Source organism: Caballeronia glebae, assembly GCF_001545035.1.
Taxonomy (GTDB): Bacteria; Pseudomonadota; Gammaproteobacteria; order Burkholderiales; family Burkholderiaceae; genus Caballeronia; species Caballeronia glebae.
Map to the genome: position 1 here is coordinate 113,283 of NZ_FCOJ02000012.1, position 18,831 is coordinate 132,113.

The 18,831-nt window shown below is 63.0% G+C and carries 14 protein-coding genes and 3 CRISPR repeat arrays; of the genes, 13 read left to right on the forward strand and 1 reads right to left on the reverse strand.

What is annotated here, in order from left to right; genetic code table 11:
- Window positions 1-9: 9 nt before the first annotated feature.
- The 13 genes from AWB82_RS11045 (at window position 10) to cas2e (ending at window position 16,260) form a co-directional block, all read left to right on the forward strand.
- Complete coding sequence (locus tag AWB82_RS11045) at window positions 10-321, forward strand: sarcosine oxidase subunit delta (protein WP_086967171.1); 312 nt, start codon at window positions 10-12, stop codon at window positions 319-321.
- Entirely contained in the window at window positions 318-3,320 is a 3,003-nt protein-coding gene (locus AWB82_RS11050) for a sarcosine oxidase subunit alpha family protein (protein WP_086967172.1), read from the forward strand. Before AWB82_RS11045 ends, AWB82_RS11050 begins: the two co-directional genes overlap by 4 nt.
- Window positions 3,310-3,963 (forward strand): sarcosine oxidase subunit gamma, encoded by a 654-nt coding sequence (locus AWB82_RS11055; protein WP_086967173.1) that lies wholly within the window; start codon window positions 3,310-3,312, stop codon window positions 3,961-3,963. Before AWB82_RS11050 ends, AWB82_RS11055 begins: the two co-directional genes overlap by 11 nt.
- Complete coding sequence (locus AWB82_RS11060) at window positions 3,960-4,397, forward strand: dihydroneopterin aldolase (RefSeq protein WP_086967174.1); 438 nt, start codon at window positions 3,960-3,962, stop codon at window positions 4,395-4,397. The genes AWB82_RS11055 and AWB82_RS11060 overlap by 4 nt, the downstream gene beginning before the upstream one ends.
- Window positions 4,394-4,657: a hypothetical protein gene (locus AWB82_RS11065; protein ID WP_086967175.1), complete on the forward strand. Its 264-nt coding sequence runs from the start codon at window positions 4,394-4,396 to the stop codon at window positions 4,655-4,657. The genes AWB82_RS11060 and AWB82_RS11065 overlap by 4 nt, the downstream gene beginning before the upstream one ends.
- A 74-nt stretch (window positions 4,658-4,731) precedes the next feature.
- Window positions 4,732-5,065: direct repeats of the CRISPR family, unit length 28 nt; unit sequence GGTCTATCTCCGCGCACGCGGAGGAACC.
- Window positions 5,066-5,157: 92 nt separating this feature from the next.
- A CRISPR array of direct repeats spans window positions 5,158-7,200; the repeat unit is 28 nt; unit sequence GGTCTATCTCCGCGCACGCGGAGGAACC.
- 273 nt (window positions 7,201-7,473) lie between these two features.
- Window positions 7,474-10,125 carry a CRISPR-associated helicase/endonuclease Cas3 gene (locus AWB82_RS11070; protein ID WP_086967176.1) on the forward strand — a complete coding sequence of 884 codons (2,652 nt, stop codon included), beginning with the start codon at window positions 7,474-7,476 and terminating at the stop codon, window positions 10,123-10,125.
- An 8-nt stretch (window positions 10,126-10,133) separates the two neighbouring features.
- On the forward strand, window positions 10,134-11,759 hold the full coding sequence (locus tag AWB82_RS11075) for a type I-E CRISPR-associated protein Cse1/CasA (protein ID WP_086967177.1): 1,626 nt from the start codon (window positions 10,134-10,136) through the stop codon (window positions 11,757-11,759).
- Window positions 11,746-12,339 (forward strand): type I-E CRISPR-associated protein Cse2/CasB, encoded by a 594-nt coding sequence (casB, locus tag AWB82_RS11080; RefSeq protein ID WP_086967178.1) that lies wholly within the window; start codon window positions 11,746-11,748, stop codon window positions 12,337-12,339. The genes AWB82_RS11075 and casB overlap by 14 nt, the downstream gene beginning before the upstream one ends.
- Window positions 12,340-12,397: 58 nt before the next feature.
- Entirely contained in the window at window positions 12,398-13,579 is a 1,182-nt protein-coding gene (gene cas7e, locus AWB82_RS11085; RefSeq protein ID WP_086967179.1) for a type I-E CRISPR-associated protein Cas7/Cse4/CasC, read from the forward strand.
- Window position 13,580: 1 nt separating this feature from the next.
- Window positions 13,581-14,321 carry a type I-E CRISPR-associated protein Cas5/CasD gene (cas5e, locus tag AWB82_RS11090; RefSeq protein WP_086967180.1) on the forward strand — a complete coding sequence of 247 codons (741 nt, stop codon included), beginning with the start codon at window positions 13,581-13,583 and terminating at the stop codon, window positions 14,319-14,321.
- Window positions 14,318-15,082: a type I-E CRISPR-associated protein Cas6/Cse3/CasE gene (cas6e, locus tag AWB82_RS11095; RefSeq protein ID WP_086967181.1), complete on the forward strand. Its 765-nt coding sequence runs from the start codon at window positions 14,318-14,320 to the stop codon at window positions 15,080-15,082. Before cas5e ends, cas6e begins: the two co-directional genes overlap by 4 nt.
- A gap of 16 nt (window positions 15,083-15,098) precedes the next feature.
- Entirely contained in the window at window positions 15,099-15,986 is an 888-nt protein-coding gene (gene cas1e, locus AWB82_RS11100) for a type I-E CRISPR-associated endonuclease Cas1e (protein WP_086967182.1), read from the forward strand.
- Complete coding sequence (gene cas2e, locus AWB82_RS11105; protein ID WP_086967183.1) at window positions 15,958-16,260, forward strand: type I-E CRISPR-associated endoribonuclease Cas2e; 303 nt, start codon at window positions 15,958-15,960, stop codon at window positions 16,258-16,260. Before cas1e ends, cas2e begins: the two co-directional genes overlap by 29 nt.
- Window positions 16,261-16,345: 85 nt before the next feature.
- A CRISPR array of direct repeats spans window positions 16,346-17,105; the repeat unit is 28 nt; unit sequence GGTTCCTCCGCGTGCGCGGAGATAGACC.
- Between the two features lie 44 nt (window positions 17,106-17,149).
- On the opposite strand, the gene betA is transcribed toward cas2e, so the two are convergent.
- Window positions 17,150-18,823 carry a choline dehydrogenase gene (gene betA, locus AWB82_RS11110; protein ID WP_086967210.1) on the reverse strand — a complete coding sequence of 558 codons (1,674 nt, stop codon included), beginning with the start codon at window positions 18,821-18,823 and terminating at the stop codon, window positions 17,150-17,152.
- Between the last annotated feature and the right edge of the window lie 8 nt (window positions 18,824-18,831).

Sequence of the window (18,831 nt, forward strand, 5' to 3'; positions counted from 1 at the left end):
GAAAAAGACATGTTGCTGATCGAATGCCCCTGGTGCGGGCCGCGCGCCGAAACCGAATTCTCCTGCGGCGGCGAAGCGGACATCGCGCGTCCGCTCGACACCGAAAAGCTCACCGACCGCGAATGGGGCGATTACCTTTTCATGCGCAAGAATCCGCGCGGCGTGCATCGCGAGCAGTGGATGCACGCGCAAGGCTGCCGCCGCTGGTTCAAGGTGCAGCGCGATACGGTTTCATATGAAATCCAGGGCTACGAGACGTTCGACCGTCCGCTGGCTGTGATGGAAGCTGATGGTGCAAACAAGGGAGGCACGTCGAAATGAGCCAGAAAGACCGACTCGGAATGGGCGGGCGCATCAATCGTGCGATTCCCGTCACCTTCACGTTCAACGGCAAGACGTATCAGGGATTCGAAGGCGATACGCTCGCGTCCGCGCTGCTCGCGAATGGCGAGCGCTTCGTGGCGCGTAGCTGGAAATATCACCGTCCGCGCGGGATCGTCACGGCGGGTGTCGAAGAGCCGAACGCCATCGTGCAACTCGAAACCGGCGCGTACACGGTGCCGAATGCGCGCGCTACCGAAGTCGAGCTTTATCAAGGACTCGTCGCGCAAAGCGTGAACGCGAAGCCGAACATCGAGAAAGATCGCATGGCGGTCAATCAGAAGATCGCGCGCTTCATTCCCGCGGGCTTCTACTACAAGACCTTCATGTGGCCACGCAAGTTGTGGCCGAAGTACGAAGAAGTGATTCGCGATGCGGCCGGTCTCGGCGAAGCGCCCAAGCAACTGGATGCCGATCGCTACGACAAGTGCTTCGCGCATTGCGACGTGCTCGTGGTCGGCGGCGGACCTTCGGGTCTCGCGGCGGCGCATGCGGCGGGTTTGTCGGGTGCGCGCGTGATTCTCGTCGACGATCAGCGCGAACTCGGCGGTTCGCTGCTGTCGTGCCGCGCGGAAATCGACGGCAAGCCCGCGCTGCAATGGGTGCAAAAAATCGAAGCCGAACTGCGCAAGATGCCCGACGTGAAGGTTCTGTCGCGCAGCACCGCGTTCGGTTATCAGGATCACAACCTCGTCACGATCACGCAGCGTCTGACGGAACATCTGCCGATCTCCCGGCGCAGCGGCACGCGCGAACTGATGTGGAAAGTGCGTGCGAAGCGCGTCGTGCTCGCGACCGGCGCGCACGAGCGTCCGATCGTATTCGGCAACAACGATCTGCCGGGCGTCATGCTGGCGTCGGCGGTGTCGACGTACTTGCATCGCTATGCGGTGCTGCCGGGCCGCAGCGCAGTCGTGTTCACGAACAACGACGACGCGTATCAATGCGCGCTCGATCTCAAGGCGGCGGGCGCGGACGTGACCGTCGTCGATCCGCGTCCGGCCGAATCGAAGGGCACGTTGCCCGCCGCCGCGCGTCGCTATGGCGTGCGCGTGCTGAACAACGCGGTCGTCACCGCCGCGCGCGGCAAGTTGCGCGTCGCATCGGTGGAAGTGGCTTCGTTCGCGAAGGGTCAGGTCGGCCAGAAGCAGACGGACCTGCAATGCGATCTCGTCGCGATGTCGGGCGGCTGGAGCCCGGTGCTGCACCTCTTCGCGCAATCGGGCGGCAAGGCGCACTGGCACGAAGAAAAAGCGTGCTTCGTGCCGGGCAAGGCGATGCAACCGGAAAGCAGCGTCGGCGCATGCGCGGGCGAGTTCTCGCTCTCGCGCGGCATCCGCATCGGCGCCGAAGGCGGCGTGGAAGCGGCGCGCGCGGCGGGTCATATCGTCGTGAAGCCGAATCCCGTGCAAGTTGCCGAGATCGTCGAAGCGCCGATGCTGCCGCTGTGGATCGTCGGCGACAAGGAAATGTCGACGCGCGGCCCGAAGCAGTTCGTCGATTTCCAGAACGACGTGTCGGCGGCGGACATCTATCTGGCGGCGCGCGAAGGCTTCGAATCGGTCGAGCACGTGAAGCGTTATACGGCGATGGGCTTCGGCACCGATCAGGGCAAGCTCGGCAACATCAACGGCATGGCGATCCTCGCGCAAGCGCTGGGCAAGACGATTCCCGAGACCGGCACGACGACCTTCCGCCCGAATTACACGCCTGTCACTTTCGGCACGTTCGCGGGCCGCGAGCTGGGCGAGTTTCTCGATCCGGTGCGCAAGACCGCGATCCACGAATGGCACGTCGAGAACGGCGCGATGTTCGAGGATGTCGGCAACTGGAAGCGTCCGTGGTACTACCCGAAGGCGGGCGAGGACATGCACGCGGCGGTCGCGCGTGAATCGCTCGCGGTGCGTCAGAGCGTCGGCATGCTCGACGCATCGACGCTCGGCAAGATCGACATTCAAGGTCCGGATTCGGCGAAGCTGCTGAACTGGATGTACACGAATCCGTGGAGCAAGCTCGAAGTCGGCAAGTGCCGCTATGGTCTGATGCTCGACGAGAACGGCATGATCTTCGACGACGGCGTGACCGTGCGTCTCGGCGAACAGCACTACATGATGACGACGACGACCGGCGGCGCGGCGCGCGTGCTCACGTGGCTCGAACGCTGGCTGCAAACCGAATGGCCCGACATGCGCGTGCGTCTCGCATCCGTGACGGATCACTGGGCGACGTTCGCGGTCGTCGGCCCGAACAGCCGCAAGGTGCTGCAGAAGGTGTGTCACGACATCGACTTCGCGAACGCGGCGTTCCCCTTCATGAGCTATCGCGATGGCACGGTGGCGGGCGCGGCGGCGCGCGTGATGCGCATCAGCTTCTCGGGCGAACTCGCGTATGAAGTCAACGTGCCCGCGAACGTCGGACGCGCGGTCTGGGAAGCGCTCATGGTCGCGGGCGCGGAATTCGACATCACGCCGTACGGCACGGAAACCATGCACGTGCTGCGCGCGGAGAAGGGCTACATCATCGTCGGTCAGGATACGGACGGCTCGATGACGCCTTACGACCTCGGCATGGGCGGCCTGGTCGCGAAGTCGAAGGACTTCATCGGCAAGCGGTCGCTCACGCGTTCGGATACGGCCAAGCAGGGGCGCAAGCAGTTCGTCGGCCTGCTCACCGACGATCCCTCGTTCGTGCTGCCCGAAGGCGCGCAGATCGTCGCGGGTCCGTTCCAGGGCGAGACCGCGCCGATGCTCGGACACGTCACGTCGAGCTATTACAGCCCTGTTTTGAAGCGCTCGATTGCGCTGGCCGTCGTGAAGGGCGGTCTCGACAAGATCGGCGAATCGGTCATGATTCCGCTCGCGAACGGCAAGCGGGTCAACGCGAAAATCACCAGTTCGGTGTTCTACGACAGCGAAGGAGCACGTCAACATGTTGAATGAGATCAAAGGTTCTTCGACGGTCGTCGATCGCGCAATCAGCGGACAGGGTGTGTGGCAGGAGTCTCCGCTCGTCGGCGCCGATGCGTTGATGAAGGCGCATCAGAGCGGTTCGCCGAAGGCGTTTCGTCTGACGGAGCGGCCGTTCCTCGCACTCGTGAACGTGCGTGGCGATACGCGCGATCCGGCCTTCGTGAACGCGGTGCAGAACGTGATCGGCTGCACGCCGCCCGAGAAGGCGAACACCATCGCGCGCGGCAACGGTTACGCGATGCTGTGGCTCGGTCCCGATGAATGGCTCGTCCGTTCGGATACGGCGCACGACGCATCGCGTGCCGCGCCGCTCGAAGCGAAGCTGCGCGAGGCGTTCGTCGGGCAGTTCTCGGCGGCGGTGGATATCGGCAGCGGTTATACGGTGCTCGAAATCGATGGTCCGAAGACGCGCGAAGTGCTCTCGCGCGGCTGTCCGCTCGATCTGCATCCGAAGCTTTTCAGCGAAGGACAGTGCGCGCAGAGCCATTATTTCAAGGCTTCCCTGACGCTCGTGCCGCTGGGCGGCGATCGCTTCGAGATGATCGTGCGCCGCAGTTTCGCCGATTACTTCGTGAAGATGATGCTCGACGCCGCCGCGCCGTTGCTCTCATGAAGCCGTTCGAACCGCTCGAAGCTGGCGGACAAGGCTGGCGCGTGATCGTCGACGAGTTGATCGTGAAGACGCGCGTCGGCTTGTACGAGCATGAGCATGAAGCACCGCAGCCCGTGTGCATCGACGCCAGCCTGCGTTATCGCGGCATGCCGCATGAATCGAACGATGGTCTGATCGATTACGAAGCGTGGTGCAATCGTGTGAGTGCGTTTCTCGAAGCGAAGTCGCATACGCGTTTGCTTGAGACGCTCGCGGTGGAGATTGCCGCGCTCTCGTTCGAGGAGTGGCCCGCGCTCGATGCGCTCACGCTGACGCTGCACAAGCCGAAGATTCGCGAGGGCACGAAACGTCTCGGGCTCGAACTCGACTGGCGTCGCGCGGATTTCGATGCGTGGCGCCTGCGGGCTGACGCGCGGCACGCGATCGTGCGATGAATGCTTCGCGCGATGCGGCGGCGCAGTTGTCCGAGCGTGTGTGCAAGGAGCATGACGCGGGCGCGGCGCTCGCGCTGCTGGATCGGAGCATCGCGTTGAAGCATCGGCGTATTGCGTTGATTCGCTATCTGCATGCGCAGTATCTCGATGCGCCGCTTGAGGCGCGGCATCATGAGTATGTGAGGGCGATCGCGGCGCGGTTGAGTGCGGAGGCGGTGGTGGGGGTTGTTAAGGCGGCGCGGGGGAGGTTTGAGGGGTGAGGTTTGGCCGGAGCGGTGGGCTCCGCGTAGGCGGAGGAGCCGGGCCGTCACCCGATTACTGGACAGAGGATCAGGGTCTATCTCCGCGCACGCGGAGGAACCTTGCGAGCAGGTCGACGTATCCCGACAATCTCGGGTCTATCTCCGCGCACGCGGAGGAACCCTCGCTCGAAAGGGATGGAATGGACGCGGCATGGGTCTATCTCCGCGCACGCGGAGGAACCGCGTGGACTGCTCGCTGCTCGTCTCGGGCCAGCGGTCTATCTCCGCGCACGCGGAGGAACCGGAAGTTCAACCTCGACGCATTGACCGCGAAAAGGTCTATCTCCGCGCACGCGGAGGAACCGCGAAGCGGCGAGTTCATGCTGCGTTCTCCTTGGGTCTATCTCCGCGCACGCGGAGGAACCCGCGATTCGTGCGCGACATGCTACGGCAAGGGGGGGCTATCTCCGCGCACCGGAGGAACCTCAAGCTGGCGGTCCGCGATAACCCCGCATCGGGGTCTATCTCCGCGCACGCGGAGGAACCATGACGCCGCCTGCGGCGGGCGGAATTCCGCCGGGTCTATCTCCGCGCACGCGGAGGAACCAATTCTGTGAACATTTCACCAAACGCAGCCTGCGGTCTAACTCCGCGCACGCGGAGGAACCGAAATATTCAACAATGCGCACACATTCAGCAGAGGTCTATCTCCGCGCACGCGGAGGAACCGCGCGGTTCCACGCAGGAATGATCGCGAGAAACGGTCTATCTCCGCGCACGCGGAGGAACCCATCAAAAGAAAGCGGCAGCGAGGCCGAATAAGGGTCTATCTCCGCGCACGCGGAGGAACCGACGCCAAATTCGGCATTGATCGCGGCTCGCAGGGTCCATCTCCGCGCACGCGGAGGAACCTCGCGCTCTTGTCGGGCCGCAGCGAGGCTATTGGGTCTATGTCCGCGCACGCGGAGGAACCAGGCTGCGCAGTTCGCTTCTTACTACCGATGGCGGTCTATCTCCGCGCACGCGGAGGAACCCGTGCGATTTGCTCCAGCACTTCGACCGTTGGAGGTCTATCTCCGCGCACGCGGAGGAACCCGTAATGACTGCCGCCGGGTCGAATCGGGCGCGGGTCTATCTCCGCGCACGCGGAGGAACCGCGTACGAGCTCGAGGAAATCAGATGAGCAAGGGGTCTATCTCCGCGCACGCGGAGGAACCAAATTCAAACTCCACGGGTGTTCGTCCCGCTACGGTCTATCTCCGCGCACGCGGAGGAACCTACCAGCGGCTTGGCTATGCGCGCGATCGGGTGGGTCTATCTCCGCGCACGCGGAGGAACCGCCACCTTCAAAAGTTGCTACGCGGGCGAGTGGGGTCTATCTCCGCGCACGCGGAGGAACCTAAGGCTTTAAGCGTTTTTGCGCGGTCTACTGGGGTCTATCTCCGCGCACGCGGAGGAACCGCAATGCGTGATGCTTTTCGGCAATAGCCAGAAGGTCTGTCTCCGCGCACGCGGAGGAACCAATACGAACAGCAGTTCGTACTTGTCAGCGTACGGTCTATCTCCGCGCACGCGGAGGAACCCGCGCGATGGCGTCCAAAAGCATCGCGGGCGCGGGTCTATCTCCGCGCACGCGGAGGAACCGGCCGAGCAGCGTGCTGTAGTCGATCGTCATACGGTCTATCTCCGCGCACGCGGAGGAACCCGACGGCGGGGATTTGTTCATGGAGATTTTCGAGGTATATCTCCGCGCACGCGGAGGAACCACGAATAGCGAGCGCGCATCGAGTTCGTCCTCGGGTCTATCTCCGCGCACGCGGAGGAACCTGACACACTGAACATTTTTTCTCCTCTGGTCACGGTCTATCTCCGCGCACGCGGAGGAACCTGCGTTTTGACCGCTTGATCGTCGTCGCACACGGGTCTATCTCCGCGCACGCGGAGGAACCGATGCGTGGATCGAGAGCCATCTAGAACCCTCCGGTCTATCTCCGCGCACGCGGAGGAACCGAGAACGCGAACATGCCGCCGCCGCTCACGCCGGGTCTATCTCCGCGCACGCGGAGGAACCCGAGACTCGAAACTCGGCGGACTCTCGTCCGAGGGTCTATCTCCGCGCACGCGGAGGAACCGTGCGCCAGTGCGCCTCTAAGACGGGCAGCTGGGGTCTATCTCCGCGCACGCGGAGGAACCCGTCCGATTGTTGATATAGAGCGACTCAGTGCGGGGTCTATCTCCGCGCACGCGGAGGAACCCCGAAAAGGTTGTTGATGCCGTTTGACGCGCGCGGGTCTATCTCCGCGCACGCGGAGGAACCATGGATTTGATCGCATCGATGCGCGCCTCGTCGGGTCTATCTCCGCGCACGCGGAGGAACCCCCCAAAGAGTTTCGAGATCATTTCGCCACCGAGGTCTATCTCCGCGCACGCGGAGGAACCTCGCCGCCTACCAATATCGAGAGCACGTTCACGGGTCTATCTCCGCGCACGCGGAGGAACCTACCCCATGCCGCCTTTTACACAGCCGATGCAGGGTCTATCTCCGCGCACGCGGAGGAACCTCTACCAACTATCTTCGTGATTTAAAAGAACAAACGACCAAATCGATGTTCTGAATTTGGCACGCGGCCAAGAGTATGTCTAGCCTTCGGACCGCTGTCAAACATCGCAACTCCGAACTGACGCTGCACAAACAATCAGACATTCCTCCACGAAAATTCAGCAAATTCGTATGGAGGCCGACCTGTTCTTATCGTAAAAAAATAGGTATCCAAACTAAATGACGGCAGTGTGACATCTCTGCCAAGAGGCAATTACACACGACTCGACGGCGCATGGATACAAAAGCAGAAGCAAACCAAACCGACACCTTCATCGCGTGGGGCAAGCGCCCGCGCGACGGAGACGAGCACTCGCCCTTTCATCCGCTTTGCGATCATATGCTGGATGTCGCGGCGTGCTTCCTGGCGATTGCAGAGTGCGGGCGCATTCGCGATGCCCTGATCCACACCGCCGGCCGCGCATTGACCGGACAAGATATCGAGCGGCTCGCAGCGCTCGTCTATCTGCACGACTTCGGTAAAGCCAACAGCGGCTTTCAGGCGAAACGATGGAAAGCTTCCGCGCCGCGCGAGTGGCCGCAAAAAGCGGGGCACGGTGTCGAGGCAGTCTTTGCGTTCGGCCTGGAAGAAGAGTTGCTAGCAGGGCTGCCTATCGAAGCAATGTTGAAATGGGACGGCGGGGTCGATGACCTTTTGCGTGCGAGCTTGGGCCACCACGGTCGTCCCGTCCAGGATCGACGTGGAGTTGATCCGCTGATATGGCGGCCCGTGCGGGATGCGTCGGGTCGCGAACTCTACAGTCCTGCCAACACGCTGAAACAAATCGGCGACGCCTTGCGCCAGCACTTTCCGCTCGCGTTCGAACCCGGCGGCGAACCGCTGCCGTCCACGCCGGCTTTCGTCCACTTGTTCGCGGGCCTCGTGCAACTCGCGGACTGGCTTGGCTCCGACGTGCGCTTCTTCGAGTTCAGCGAACCGGGTTCCGCGCGCACGCTGAAAGACGCGCGCGACCGGGCATCGAAGGCTGTCGGAGCCATTGGGCTCGATACTTCGGCGCTTCGCGCACAGTTGATTCGCGACGGATTCTCTTTTCAATCCACATTTGGAGTGAAGGCGCCACACCCGGCTCAAAGCGCGCTGGGAGAGGAAGGACTCGGCCCGCTGCTCATACTCGAATCGGAAACCGGCAGTGGCAAAACGGAAGCCGCGCTATGGCGGTTCGCGAAGCTCTTCGAGGCAGGCAAGGTCGACTCGCTGTATTTCGCGCTGCCTACGCGCGTGGCCGCCGCTCAAGTCTATGAGCGCGTCCGCAAATTCGTCGGGCGTCTCTGGCCCGCGAATGCGCCGGTCGTCGTGCGCGCCTTGCCGGGCTATGAAAGCGCGGATGGCAACGAAAAGTCCGCATTGCCGGATTTCCAGGTCTTGTGGTCCGATCTTCCCGGCGATGAGAAGGCGCACCAGCGCTGGGCCGCCGAGTCGCCGAAGCGGTTTCTCGCGGCGACGATCGCCGTGGGCACCATCGATCAGGCATTGCTCGCGGCGCTCAAAGTGCGACATGCGCATCTGCGTCATGCAACGCTTTGCCGGTCCTTGCTGGTCGTCGATGAAGTTCATGCATCCGACGCCTATATGTCGCAAGTGCTGGAGCAACTCCTGAAGGCGCATTGCGCAACGGGCGGCCATGCACTGCTTTTGTCGGCGACGCTTGGGTCGAGTCAGCGCGTGCGGTTTCAGCGCATCGCAAGCGCGGGCGAGCAAGTCGCGGCGTCGGACATCGAAGAGGCCTTGGAATGGCCGTACCCTGCGCTCACCAGCGGTCGTACCGTTCGAGCACTGCCCGCCTCGGGCGCGTCGAAGATAGTCCACTGGCAAACCCTCAACGCAATCGACGACCACGAGCGCGTCGCCCGCCTTGCATTCGACGCGGCGCAAGAAGGCGCGCGCGTGCTGATCGTTCGCAATACGGTGCCGGCCGCAATCGCCACGCAAAAGGCGGTGGAAGCGTTGGTCGATGCATCCGGCGATCGCGCATGGCTGTTCGATCTCGATGGCGTGCCAACCTTGCATCACAGCCGCTTCAGCCGACAGGACCGGCCGCGTCTCGATGCGAAAGTAGAAGAACGCGTCGGCAAAGTGCGCAATGGAATGCGGGCGTGCATCGTCGTCGGCACGCAGACGCTCGAACAAAGTCTCGATATCGACGCGGACCTGCTCATCACGGACATCTGCCCGATGGACGTGCTCTTGCAGCGAATCGGCCGTTTGCACCGTCATGAGCGCAACGCGGACGAACGGCCGAAGGGCTTTCATGAAGCGCGCGCGTGGGTGCTGATACCCGCGAACGGCTCGTTCGACGATTGCCTCAAAGCGCCGCGCAACGGGCTTGGGCGGCTAAAAGGCGGCGGCGGCGTTTATCCCGACCTGCGCATGATCGAAGCGACGCGCCGCCTGATCCGCGAACAATCCAGCCGCGTGATTCCGCTCGAAAACCGCGCGCTGGTGGAACGCGCGACCCATCCCGATTGCCTGCATTCCATACAACGGGAACTCGGCGCGTCGTGGGAGCAACTGGCGCAACAACTTGAAGGTGGCACGAGCGCCAAGCGATCCATCGCGCAACTCCAGACGCTTCTGTATGACGAGGGATTCGAAGGACTGGCATTCCCGGACGGCGACGAGCGCATCGCCACGCGTCTCGGCGCGGCGGATCGTCTCGTCGAATTCGATCCGCCCGAACGTGGGCCATTCGGCTCGGACGTCCGTCAGATCGCTATCCGTTTTCACATGCTGCCGAGCGGGCTCGATCCGGACGCGACGCCGACTTCCATCGTCCGTCATGACGGCGGTTTCGAGTTTGCGTTGGGCGCGGCTCGCTATTCGTATAGCCGTTTCGGGATCGAGAAGATCCGCTTAAACAATAGCTAGAGCCCTTCATGGACATTCAATTCAGCTTGCTCGATCAAGCGCTGATTCGCTACCGAAACAGCAATCGACAGGAACGGCACGCGACGTTGCCGGAACTGTTTGTTGCCTTCAACGCTGATGAAGTGTGCGACTTTCCCGCGCTGCGTCCGCACCAACGGCATCCGTGGCACGCGTTTCTCGTGCAACTGGCGGCAATCGCGCTTCATGCGGCCGAGCGCGAGACGCCCTACGAAACTGCTAACGAATGGCGCGCCGCTCTGCTTGCGCTGACACCCGGCGATAGCGACGGCGCGGCGTTCTCGCTCATCGCGCCGGACGATCGTCCCGCTTTCATGCAGCCGCCGTGCGAACGCGGGGCAACGCGTGCGTGGAAGAAGCGGATCAAGACGCCCGATGCGCTGGACATGCTGGTGACATCGAGGAATCACGATCTCAAGGCGCAGCGCATGGTTCATGCAACGGCCGAGGACTGGATCTTCGCGCTCGTCAGCTTGCAGACGCAAGAGGGTTTTCTTGGCGCGGGCAACTATGGCATTTCGCGGATGAACGGTGGTTTCGCCAGTCGTCCGGCGTTCGGCGTAGTGCCAGTCGGACGGTGGGGCAAGCGTTGGGCGCGTGATGTACAGCTTCTGCTTGGCGCCCGCGAGCGGATTGTGGAGAAGGTCGAGCTGAAGGAAAAAGGCGGCGTCGCACTCGTGTGGCTTCAGCCTTGGGACGGCGCCGCCAGCCTTTCCTTCTCCGAACTCGATCCCTTCTATATCGAAGTGTGCCGGCGCGTGCGCATAGAGGCGCAAGGCGAAACGCTCGGCGCGATCGGTACGGGCAGCAAGGTTACGCGCATCGCCGCGAAGGAGCGCTGCGGCATGACGGGCGACGCCTGGACGCCGGTCAACGTCGCGGAAGGCAAGGCGCTCTCGATCACGGCGAAAGGCTTCGACTACAAGCTCGCGAGCACGCTCGCGTTCTCGGGTGAATGCGCAACAAACATCGCCCGCACAGTGCTGGATGACGACGGCACGGAAGGCGTGTTCATTCTCGCTCAAGGTATCACGCGCGGTCAGGGAAAGACCGAGGGGTATCACGAACGACGCATTCCCATAACCAAAACCATGCGCCGCCTGATGTCGCGGCAAAAAAGCGACGAGATCGCCAAAGCAGCGGAAGAGCGCATCAAAGTAATCGGCGAAGTCCGCAAGACGCTCTGGGGCGCGTTGTGCGCGCTGTTGGGCAACGGCGATCAGAACGTGAGCGACGACACCAAGAGCCGGGCCGGCAACTTTGCGAGAGCGTTCGAGCAAGGAGAAGACCGGCGCTTCTTCGACGATCTGGGCAACGAGATCGAAGCCGACGACCGCGTCAGCGAGCACGATCGATGGCTTCTCGCACTCGCTGATCGGGCCGCCGAGGTGTTGCAGCAAGCGTTCGTCGCGGGACCCCGCAGTGCGGAGCGTGTTTATCGCGCTCGCGGTGCGGCGCTTGCGCGTTTCCGCGGTGGCTTGCGCTACGAGAAAGCGCACCCTCAACTCGCTCGCGTATTGAAGCAGCGCGATGAAGCGCGTAAAGACACGCAATCCGACGCGCACCCCGACGCGCAATCCGAATCGTTCGAAGAGGTTTCAAATGACTCAAATTGAAGGCGTCGCGTTGAGCACGTGGCGCGTCTTTGCTTTTCAGGCGCAAGCGCTCGCCCGTTTCATTGATGCGGGCCGATTAGGCGAAGGCTCGATGAAGGCCGATTATGTCGCGCTCAAACGTCTCGATCCGGACGCCGAAGCGCTGACAGTGCAGCAGATTGCGGCCCTCACGCGCGCATTGCACCGTGCGAAGGTGGACTGCGACCAGTTGAGCGTCGAACGCTGGAAACGATGGGCCGTGATCGTCAACGGCATCGCGCTGACGGGCCACCACATTCCCGAGGAAGGCGCGGACAAGGCGAGCTCGCAATTCGGAAACCAGCTAAGGCGGGCGGGCGTGTCGGACGCGCGCGTCACGCGGCTTTTCAACGCGCGTGGCGACGCGTTCTTCCCGCTCCTGCAACGTGTTCTTCGCTTGATGGAAAGCAGGAAGGTCAAGCCGAACTGGGCAGATCTGGGCACATTCGTTCTCAACGAAAGTGCGGAACATCCCAAGGGCAAGCGCTGGGCGGAGGCGTTGCGCATCAGGTTCGTTCATGACCATGCGAGCGCCAAGCCTGAAAGCGCAAAGAAGCCTTGACCGTCGCCATTCATCAACACGCGTACTCAAACAGAAACAGAAACAGAAGGAATCGAACATGGCCCTCCCGCGCTTCGTCCAGATCCACACGCTGCAAAGCTACTCCGCCGCGCTCCTCAATCGCGACGATTCAGGCCTCGCCAAACGCCTCCCGATGGGCGATGCCATCCGCACACGCATTTCGTCGCAATGTCTCAAACGCCACTGGCGCACGGCGGACGATCACCATTCGCTTGCGCGGCTCGGCGTGCCGATGGCGATTCGCTCGCGCAGCACGCTCACGATGATCCGCGACGAAATGATCAAACACGACGTGCCCGAGAATCTCGCTCAGGCCGCGGCCGAAGCCTTGCGCGACGCAGGCCTGCTCGACAAGGGCGGGAAAAGCCTCAAGGGAAAGGATGCGCTGGAAACCGGACAGGCCGTTCTGCTCGGCAAGGCGGAAGTCGACTATCTCGTGCAGCGTTGTGCAACGCTCGCGCGCGAATGCCCGGAAGAGAAGGCTTTGGCATCCGCTGTCGCCAAGTTTCTCAAGGACGAGAAGTCGAACATCGAAGCGCTCAGGCACGGCAGCGGTCTCGAAGCGGCGCTGTTCGGTCGCATGGTGACTTCGGATGTACTCGCATCGCGCGATGCCGCCGTGTACGTCGCGCACGCGTTCACCGTCCATGAAGCGCAGGTGGAGAACGACTATTTCACGGTCGTCGACGATCTCTTGCGCGAGACCGGCGAGCGCGGCTCCGCAGGCATTTTCGACACGGAACTCGCGTCGGGCCTCTATTACGGCTATGTCGTCGTGGACGTGCCGCAACTCGTGGCGAATCTCGAAGGCATCGGCATGGCCGAGTGTTTCGACGCGCATCCCGAGCGGCGCGAACTGACGGGACAGGTCGTCAACAGCTTGTTGCATCTCATCGCGACCGTCAGTCCGGGCGCGAAGCGCGGATCGACCGCGCCGTTCGCTCACGCGAGCCTGATGCTCGTCGAAACGGGCGACTGGCAGCCGCGCAGTCTCGCGGGCGCGTTCGAAACGGCGCTGAAGCTGAAGGGCGCGAATATTCGCGGTCAAGCAATTGGGCAACTCGCGCGGGAAATCGAAAAACACGACGCCGCGTATGGCGCGCCGCTCGACCGGCGCTATCTCGCGCTCGACGACGAGACGCCGATACCGAAGGCCGAGCGCCTCTCGCTCGATCAACTCGGCAAATGGGTTCGGAATCGCATCGTCGAAGGAGCGTGAGATGCCCCGACATCTGCTGATGCGCTTGCGCGCACCGCTCGTTGCGTTCGGCGGCGAAACGATCGACAGCTATGGCGTAATCCGCGACTTCCCGGCCTTGTCGATGGTGACGGGTCTGATCGCCAATGCGCTCGGCTACGATCGCGCCGATTTCGCCTTGCACGACCGCTTGCAGGCGCGCCTCGTGATGGGCACGCGGCTCGATGCCAGCGGCGCGCGGCTCGTCGATTTTCAGACGGCGCAACTCGGCAAGCGCGACGAGGCATGGACGACGCGTGGCGAGCCCGAGACGCGTCAGGGCGGCGAGGACTCGTACAAGAGCCCGCACTTGCGCCATCGCGAATATCACGCGGGACTCGATGCGCTCGTCGCCATCCGGCTCGAACCGGCCCACGAGCAACCGACGCTCGATGACATCGCGGTCGCGCTCGATCGGCCGAAGCGTCCGCTTTTCATCGGCCGCAAGCCTTGCCTGCCGACGACGCGCGTGTTCGTCGACATGATCGATGCCGATGACGTGCTCGACGCGCTGCAACGCGCGCCCGCGCCCGCACAGAGCGAATTCCATTTTCAGTTGCCCGAGGGCGAAGGCGCGCTGCGTCACGCACAATCGCGTGACGTATGCGACGAACGCAACTGGAAGACCGGCGTGCATGGCGGATGGCGGCGGGTGCTCGAAGGCAGCGACCCGCGCGCGACGGCCTCACCGAAACAATCGAACTCGCTGGAAAGATCCGCATGACCACGTTCAATCTGATGCACTGCCAGCCCGACCCGCGCAAGTTCGTGCTGTGGGCTTCACGGCAAGGCGGGCTGCCGGCGGGCGGCGATCTCGGCTACGCATTGCATGCGGCGCTCCATCGCGTGTTCGGCGCGTGTGCGCCCAAGCCGTTTTACTATCGCGATGAGCGCGCCGGCCTTCTCGCCTATACGCGCAACTCGGCCGAAGAACTGCGCGAGGCGGCTGCGCTGTGCGCGGCTCCCGATCTGGCCGAAGCGCTGGGTCTCGATGCAGGGCCGCGAAGTCCCGGACTCGGTGTGCGCGCGTTTCCGCTGCAATGGGACGCTGGCCGCGTGCTGGGTTTCGAAGTGCGGGTGCGGCCCATGCGTCGCGTCAAAGTGAACGATCGCAAGCACGGAAGCGAGCGGGATGCGTATCGCGAGCCCGAAGCGCGCCGGGAAGACGAGAAGGACCTCGCGCGCGAGGGCGTCTACACACGTTGGCTCGCCGAGCAGTTCGAGACCACCGGCGCCGCGAAACTCGTGGAAGCGCGCATGACGCGCTTCCAGCTCACGGCCGTGATGCGGCGGACACAGGCGGCCACGCAAGGCGACGGACTGCGCCAGTCACGCACGATTACCGGTCCGGATGCCACTTTCAGCGGTCATCTTCGCGTCGAGAATACGGAGGCGTTCGCGCGATTGCTCATGCGCGGCGTGGGGCGTCATCGCGCGTTCGGGTTCGGGATGTTGCTGCTCAGCCCGGCGTCGATATCGGCGTGAGTCAGGTGAGAAGCCCGTGCTGAAGGGCCGGCTCGGACTCGATACATCGCGCGTTCCGCATGCGGATCGTCATGGCCTTTTGTGGCTCGAACGCGGTGAGCTGAACGTGATCGACGGATGTCTGCATTTCACGAGCGGACAACACGTCGATCAGATTCCGCATCAATCGGTGTCGATGATTTTGCTCGGCCCGGGCAGCAGTGTGACTCACGACGCATTGCGTCTGCTCGCGCGTCACGGGACCTTGCTCGCGGCGGTAGGCGTCGACGGCGTGCGCACCTACACTGCGCCGCCGCTGATGCCGGACCGTTCGAGCGTCGCGCGCCGGCAGGCCGAATTGTGGGGCAGTCCGCGCAGGCGCCTGAGCGTCGCGCGGCACATGTATGCGTTGCGTCTGGGCGAGGTGCTGCCGCACCGCGATCTCGACACGCTGCGCGGCATCGAAGGCGCGCGCGTGAAGACGATCTATCGGCTGCGGGCGCAGCAGTTCGGCATCGACTGGGATGGGCGTCGTTATGACCGTGCGAATCCCGGGGCCGCCGATCTGCCCAATCAGGCGATCAATCATGCGGCGACGGCGGTGCAGGCAGCGGCGGCCATCGCCGTGCAGTTGCTCGCGGCGATACCGCAACTCGGGTTCATTCACGAGGATTCGGGACAGGCGTTCGTTCTCGATATCGCCGATCTCTTTCGCGATGACATCACGCTTTCGATCGCTTTCGCCGCTGCGAAGGAGGCCGAGCGGAGCGATCAGACCATCGACCGGATCGTGCGGCGCGAGGCGTCGCGCGTGTTTCGCAAGAAGGCCGTCATTCCCGCGATGATCGATCGCGTGAAGCAAGTGCTGCGTCTGGATGAGAAGCTGGAGGACAACGATGGCGCTGGTCGTGGTGGTGACGTCTGATGTCGCGGACCGGTTTCGCGGCTTTCTGGCGTCGGTGATGCTGGAGGTGTCGGCGGGTGTTTATGTGGCGCCGCGCATGAACAAGGGAGTGCGTGAGAGAACGTGGTCGATGCTTGCCGATTGGCATGGGCATGAGCCGCGGGGTAGCGTCGTGATGGTGTGGCGCGAATTGGACGCGGTGGGTGGCATCGGCATCGCGCATCTTGGTGTGCCGCCGCGAGAGCTTGTCGATGTCGATGGGATGTATGTCGTGCGGCGGATGTTATCGGGTTAGGTGTATTTCGTTCTTTGAAAATACGGTTTTGAGATTGGGTCGGTTTGGCGGTTTTTGCTTTGCGATCAGGATGTTATGAGGTAGAGGTTCCTCCGCGTGCGCGGAGATAGACCCCGGTGCGCTTCGCGAGCCATTCGTCGGAGTCCGGTTCCTCCGCGTGCGCGGAGATAGACCCATGTTTCCGTACTGCTTCCGCGTCTTCGCGAAGGTTCCTCCGCGTGCGCGGAGATAGACCCGTCTGGCAGGCGATCGAATGGGCGAAGACCTCGGTTCCTCCGCGTGCGCGGAGATAGACCCTACATCGGAAAACACATCGGCGGAAGGAAAATGGTTCCTCCGCGTGCGCGGAGATAGACCCGGGACGCCGTAACCCTCAGTCTCAAGATAGGGGGTTCCTCCGCGTGCGCGGAGATAGACCCTGGCGGGGCGTTATCTCGCCGCTCACCATCTGGGTTCCTCCGCGTGCGCGGAGATAGACCCGCGAACGAATCAATGTCTTCGGCGGCGGCTTCGGTTCCTCCGCGTGCGCGGAGATAGACCCAGCCTTGCGCGATTGTTCTGGCGGGACATTGAGGTTCCTCCGCGTGCGCGGAGATAGACCTTTTCGGTGGATGCCCTTCTACGTGCCGACAGCGGTTCCTCCGCGTGCGCGGAGATAGACCCGCGATCACGTCGAGATTGACGAGGTCGGTCAAGGTTCCTCCGCGTGCGCGGAGATAGACCCTTGTCGAGGGGCGGCATCAGCAGGTCGATGACGGTTCCTCCGCGTGCGCGGAGATAGACCGCCGGCGATGGCCACGCTCGCGAATGACGTCGAGGTTCCTCCGCGTGCGCGGAGATAGGCCCGCGAGCATCACGGCGCGGCACGCCTCATTGATGGTTCCTCCACCTACGCGGAACCCCGCGCCCTTCTCCCCCCCGCCACAAAATAATCCGTATCAACCCGCGCCAAACCCTCCCTTCCCCTAATCCGATCCGCGATCTTCTCCGCGAGCATGATCGTCGGCGCATTGAGATTGCCGGTCGTGATCTGCGGCATGATCGACGCATCGACGACGCGCAATCCTTCCATCCCGTGCACGCGTCCTTCCCCATCGACGACCGCCATATCGTCATATCCCATCTTGCAGGAACACGAAGGATGAAAGGCCGTCTCCGCCTTCGCCTTCACGAACGCGTCGAGATCGGCATCGCTTTGCAGATCGTCGGAAGGATGAAGCTCGCGCCCGCGATACCGCTCCAAAGCAGGCTGCCGCATGATCTCCCGCGTGATGCGAATCGCATCGCGGAACTCGCGCCAGTCGAGCGGATCGGCCATGTAGTTGAAGAGAATGCCCGGATGCGCATTCGGATCGCGCGACTTGAGCTTCACGCGTCCGCGACTCGGTGAGCGCATCGATCCGACGTGCGCCTGAAACCCATGCATCTCGATCGGATTCGAACCGTTGTAATTGATCGCGACCGGCAGAAAGTGATACTGAATGTTCGGCCAAAGATCATCGTCGCGCGTGCGGATAAAACCGCCCGCTTCGAACTGATTGCTCGCGCCGACGCCCGTCCCGTTCAGCATCCACTCCAGTCCGATAGCCGGCTGATTCCACCACCGCAACGCCGGATATAAGGACACCGGCTCCTTGCATTCGTACTGCATGTACATTTCGAGGTGATCCTGCAAGTTCTCACCGACGCCCGGCAGATCGTGCACCACGGCAATCTCCAGCTCCTTGAGCCAACTGGATCTTCCCACGCCCGAGCGCTGCAGCACCTGAGGCGATGCAATCGCGCCGCCGCACACGAGCACCTCGCGCCGCACGTGCGCGCTCACGCGCTCCGAGCCATGCAGATAAGCGACACCGATCGCGCGCTTTCCCGAGAACAACACGCGGTCGGTAGTTGCATGCGTAACTATCGTGAGATTGCCGCGCTGCTTCGCGCGATCGAGATACCCGCGCGCCGTGCTCGCACGTCGTCCTTTCGCGGTCACGGTGCGATCCATCGGACCGAAGCCTTCCTGCTGATAGCCGTTCAGATCTTCGGTGCGCGGATAGCCCGCCTGCACGCCGGCCTCGACCATCGCGGCGAAGAGCGGATTGTTGCCGGGCTTGCTCGTCGTCACGTGCACGGGACCATCGCCGCCGTGATACGCATTCGGTCCGATATCGCGCGTCTCGGCCTTGCGGAAATACGGCAGACAGTCGAGATAACTCCAGTTTTCAAGGCCGGGCATCGACGCCCAGTTATCGTAATCGAGCGCATTGCCGCGGATATAACACATGCCGTTGATGAGCGACGATCCGCCCAGCCCCTTACCGCGCCCGCATTCCATGCGACGGTTGTTCATATGCGGCTCGGGCTCGGTTTCATACGCCCAGTTATAGCGTCGCCCCTGCAACGGATACGCCAGCGCCGCGGGCATCTGCGTGCGAAAGTCGAAGCGATAATCCGGGCCGCCCGCTTCGAGCAGCAGCACGGTCACGTCTTCGTCTTCCGTGAGACGCGACGCGAGCACGTTGCCCGCCGATCCCGCGCCGACGATGATGTAATCGTATTCGTTCGCGCTCATCGCCATGC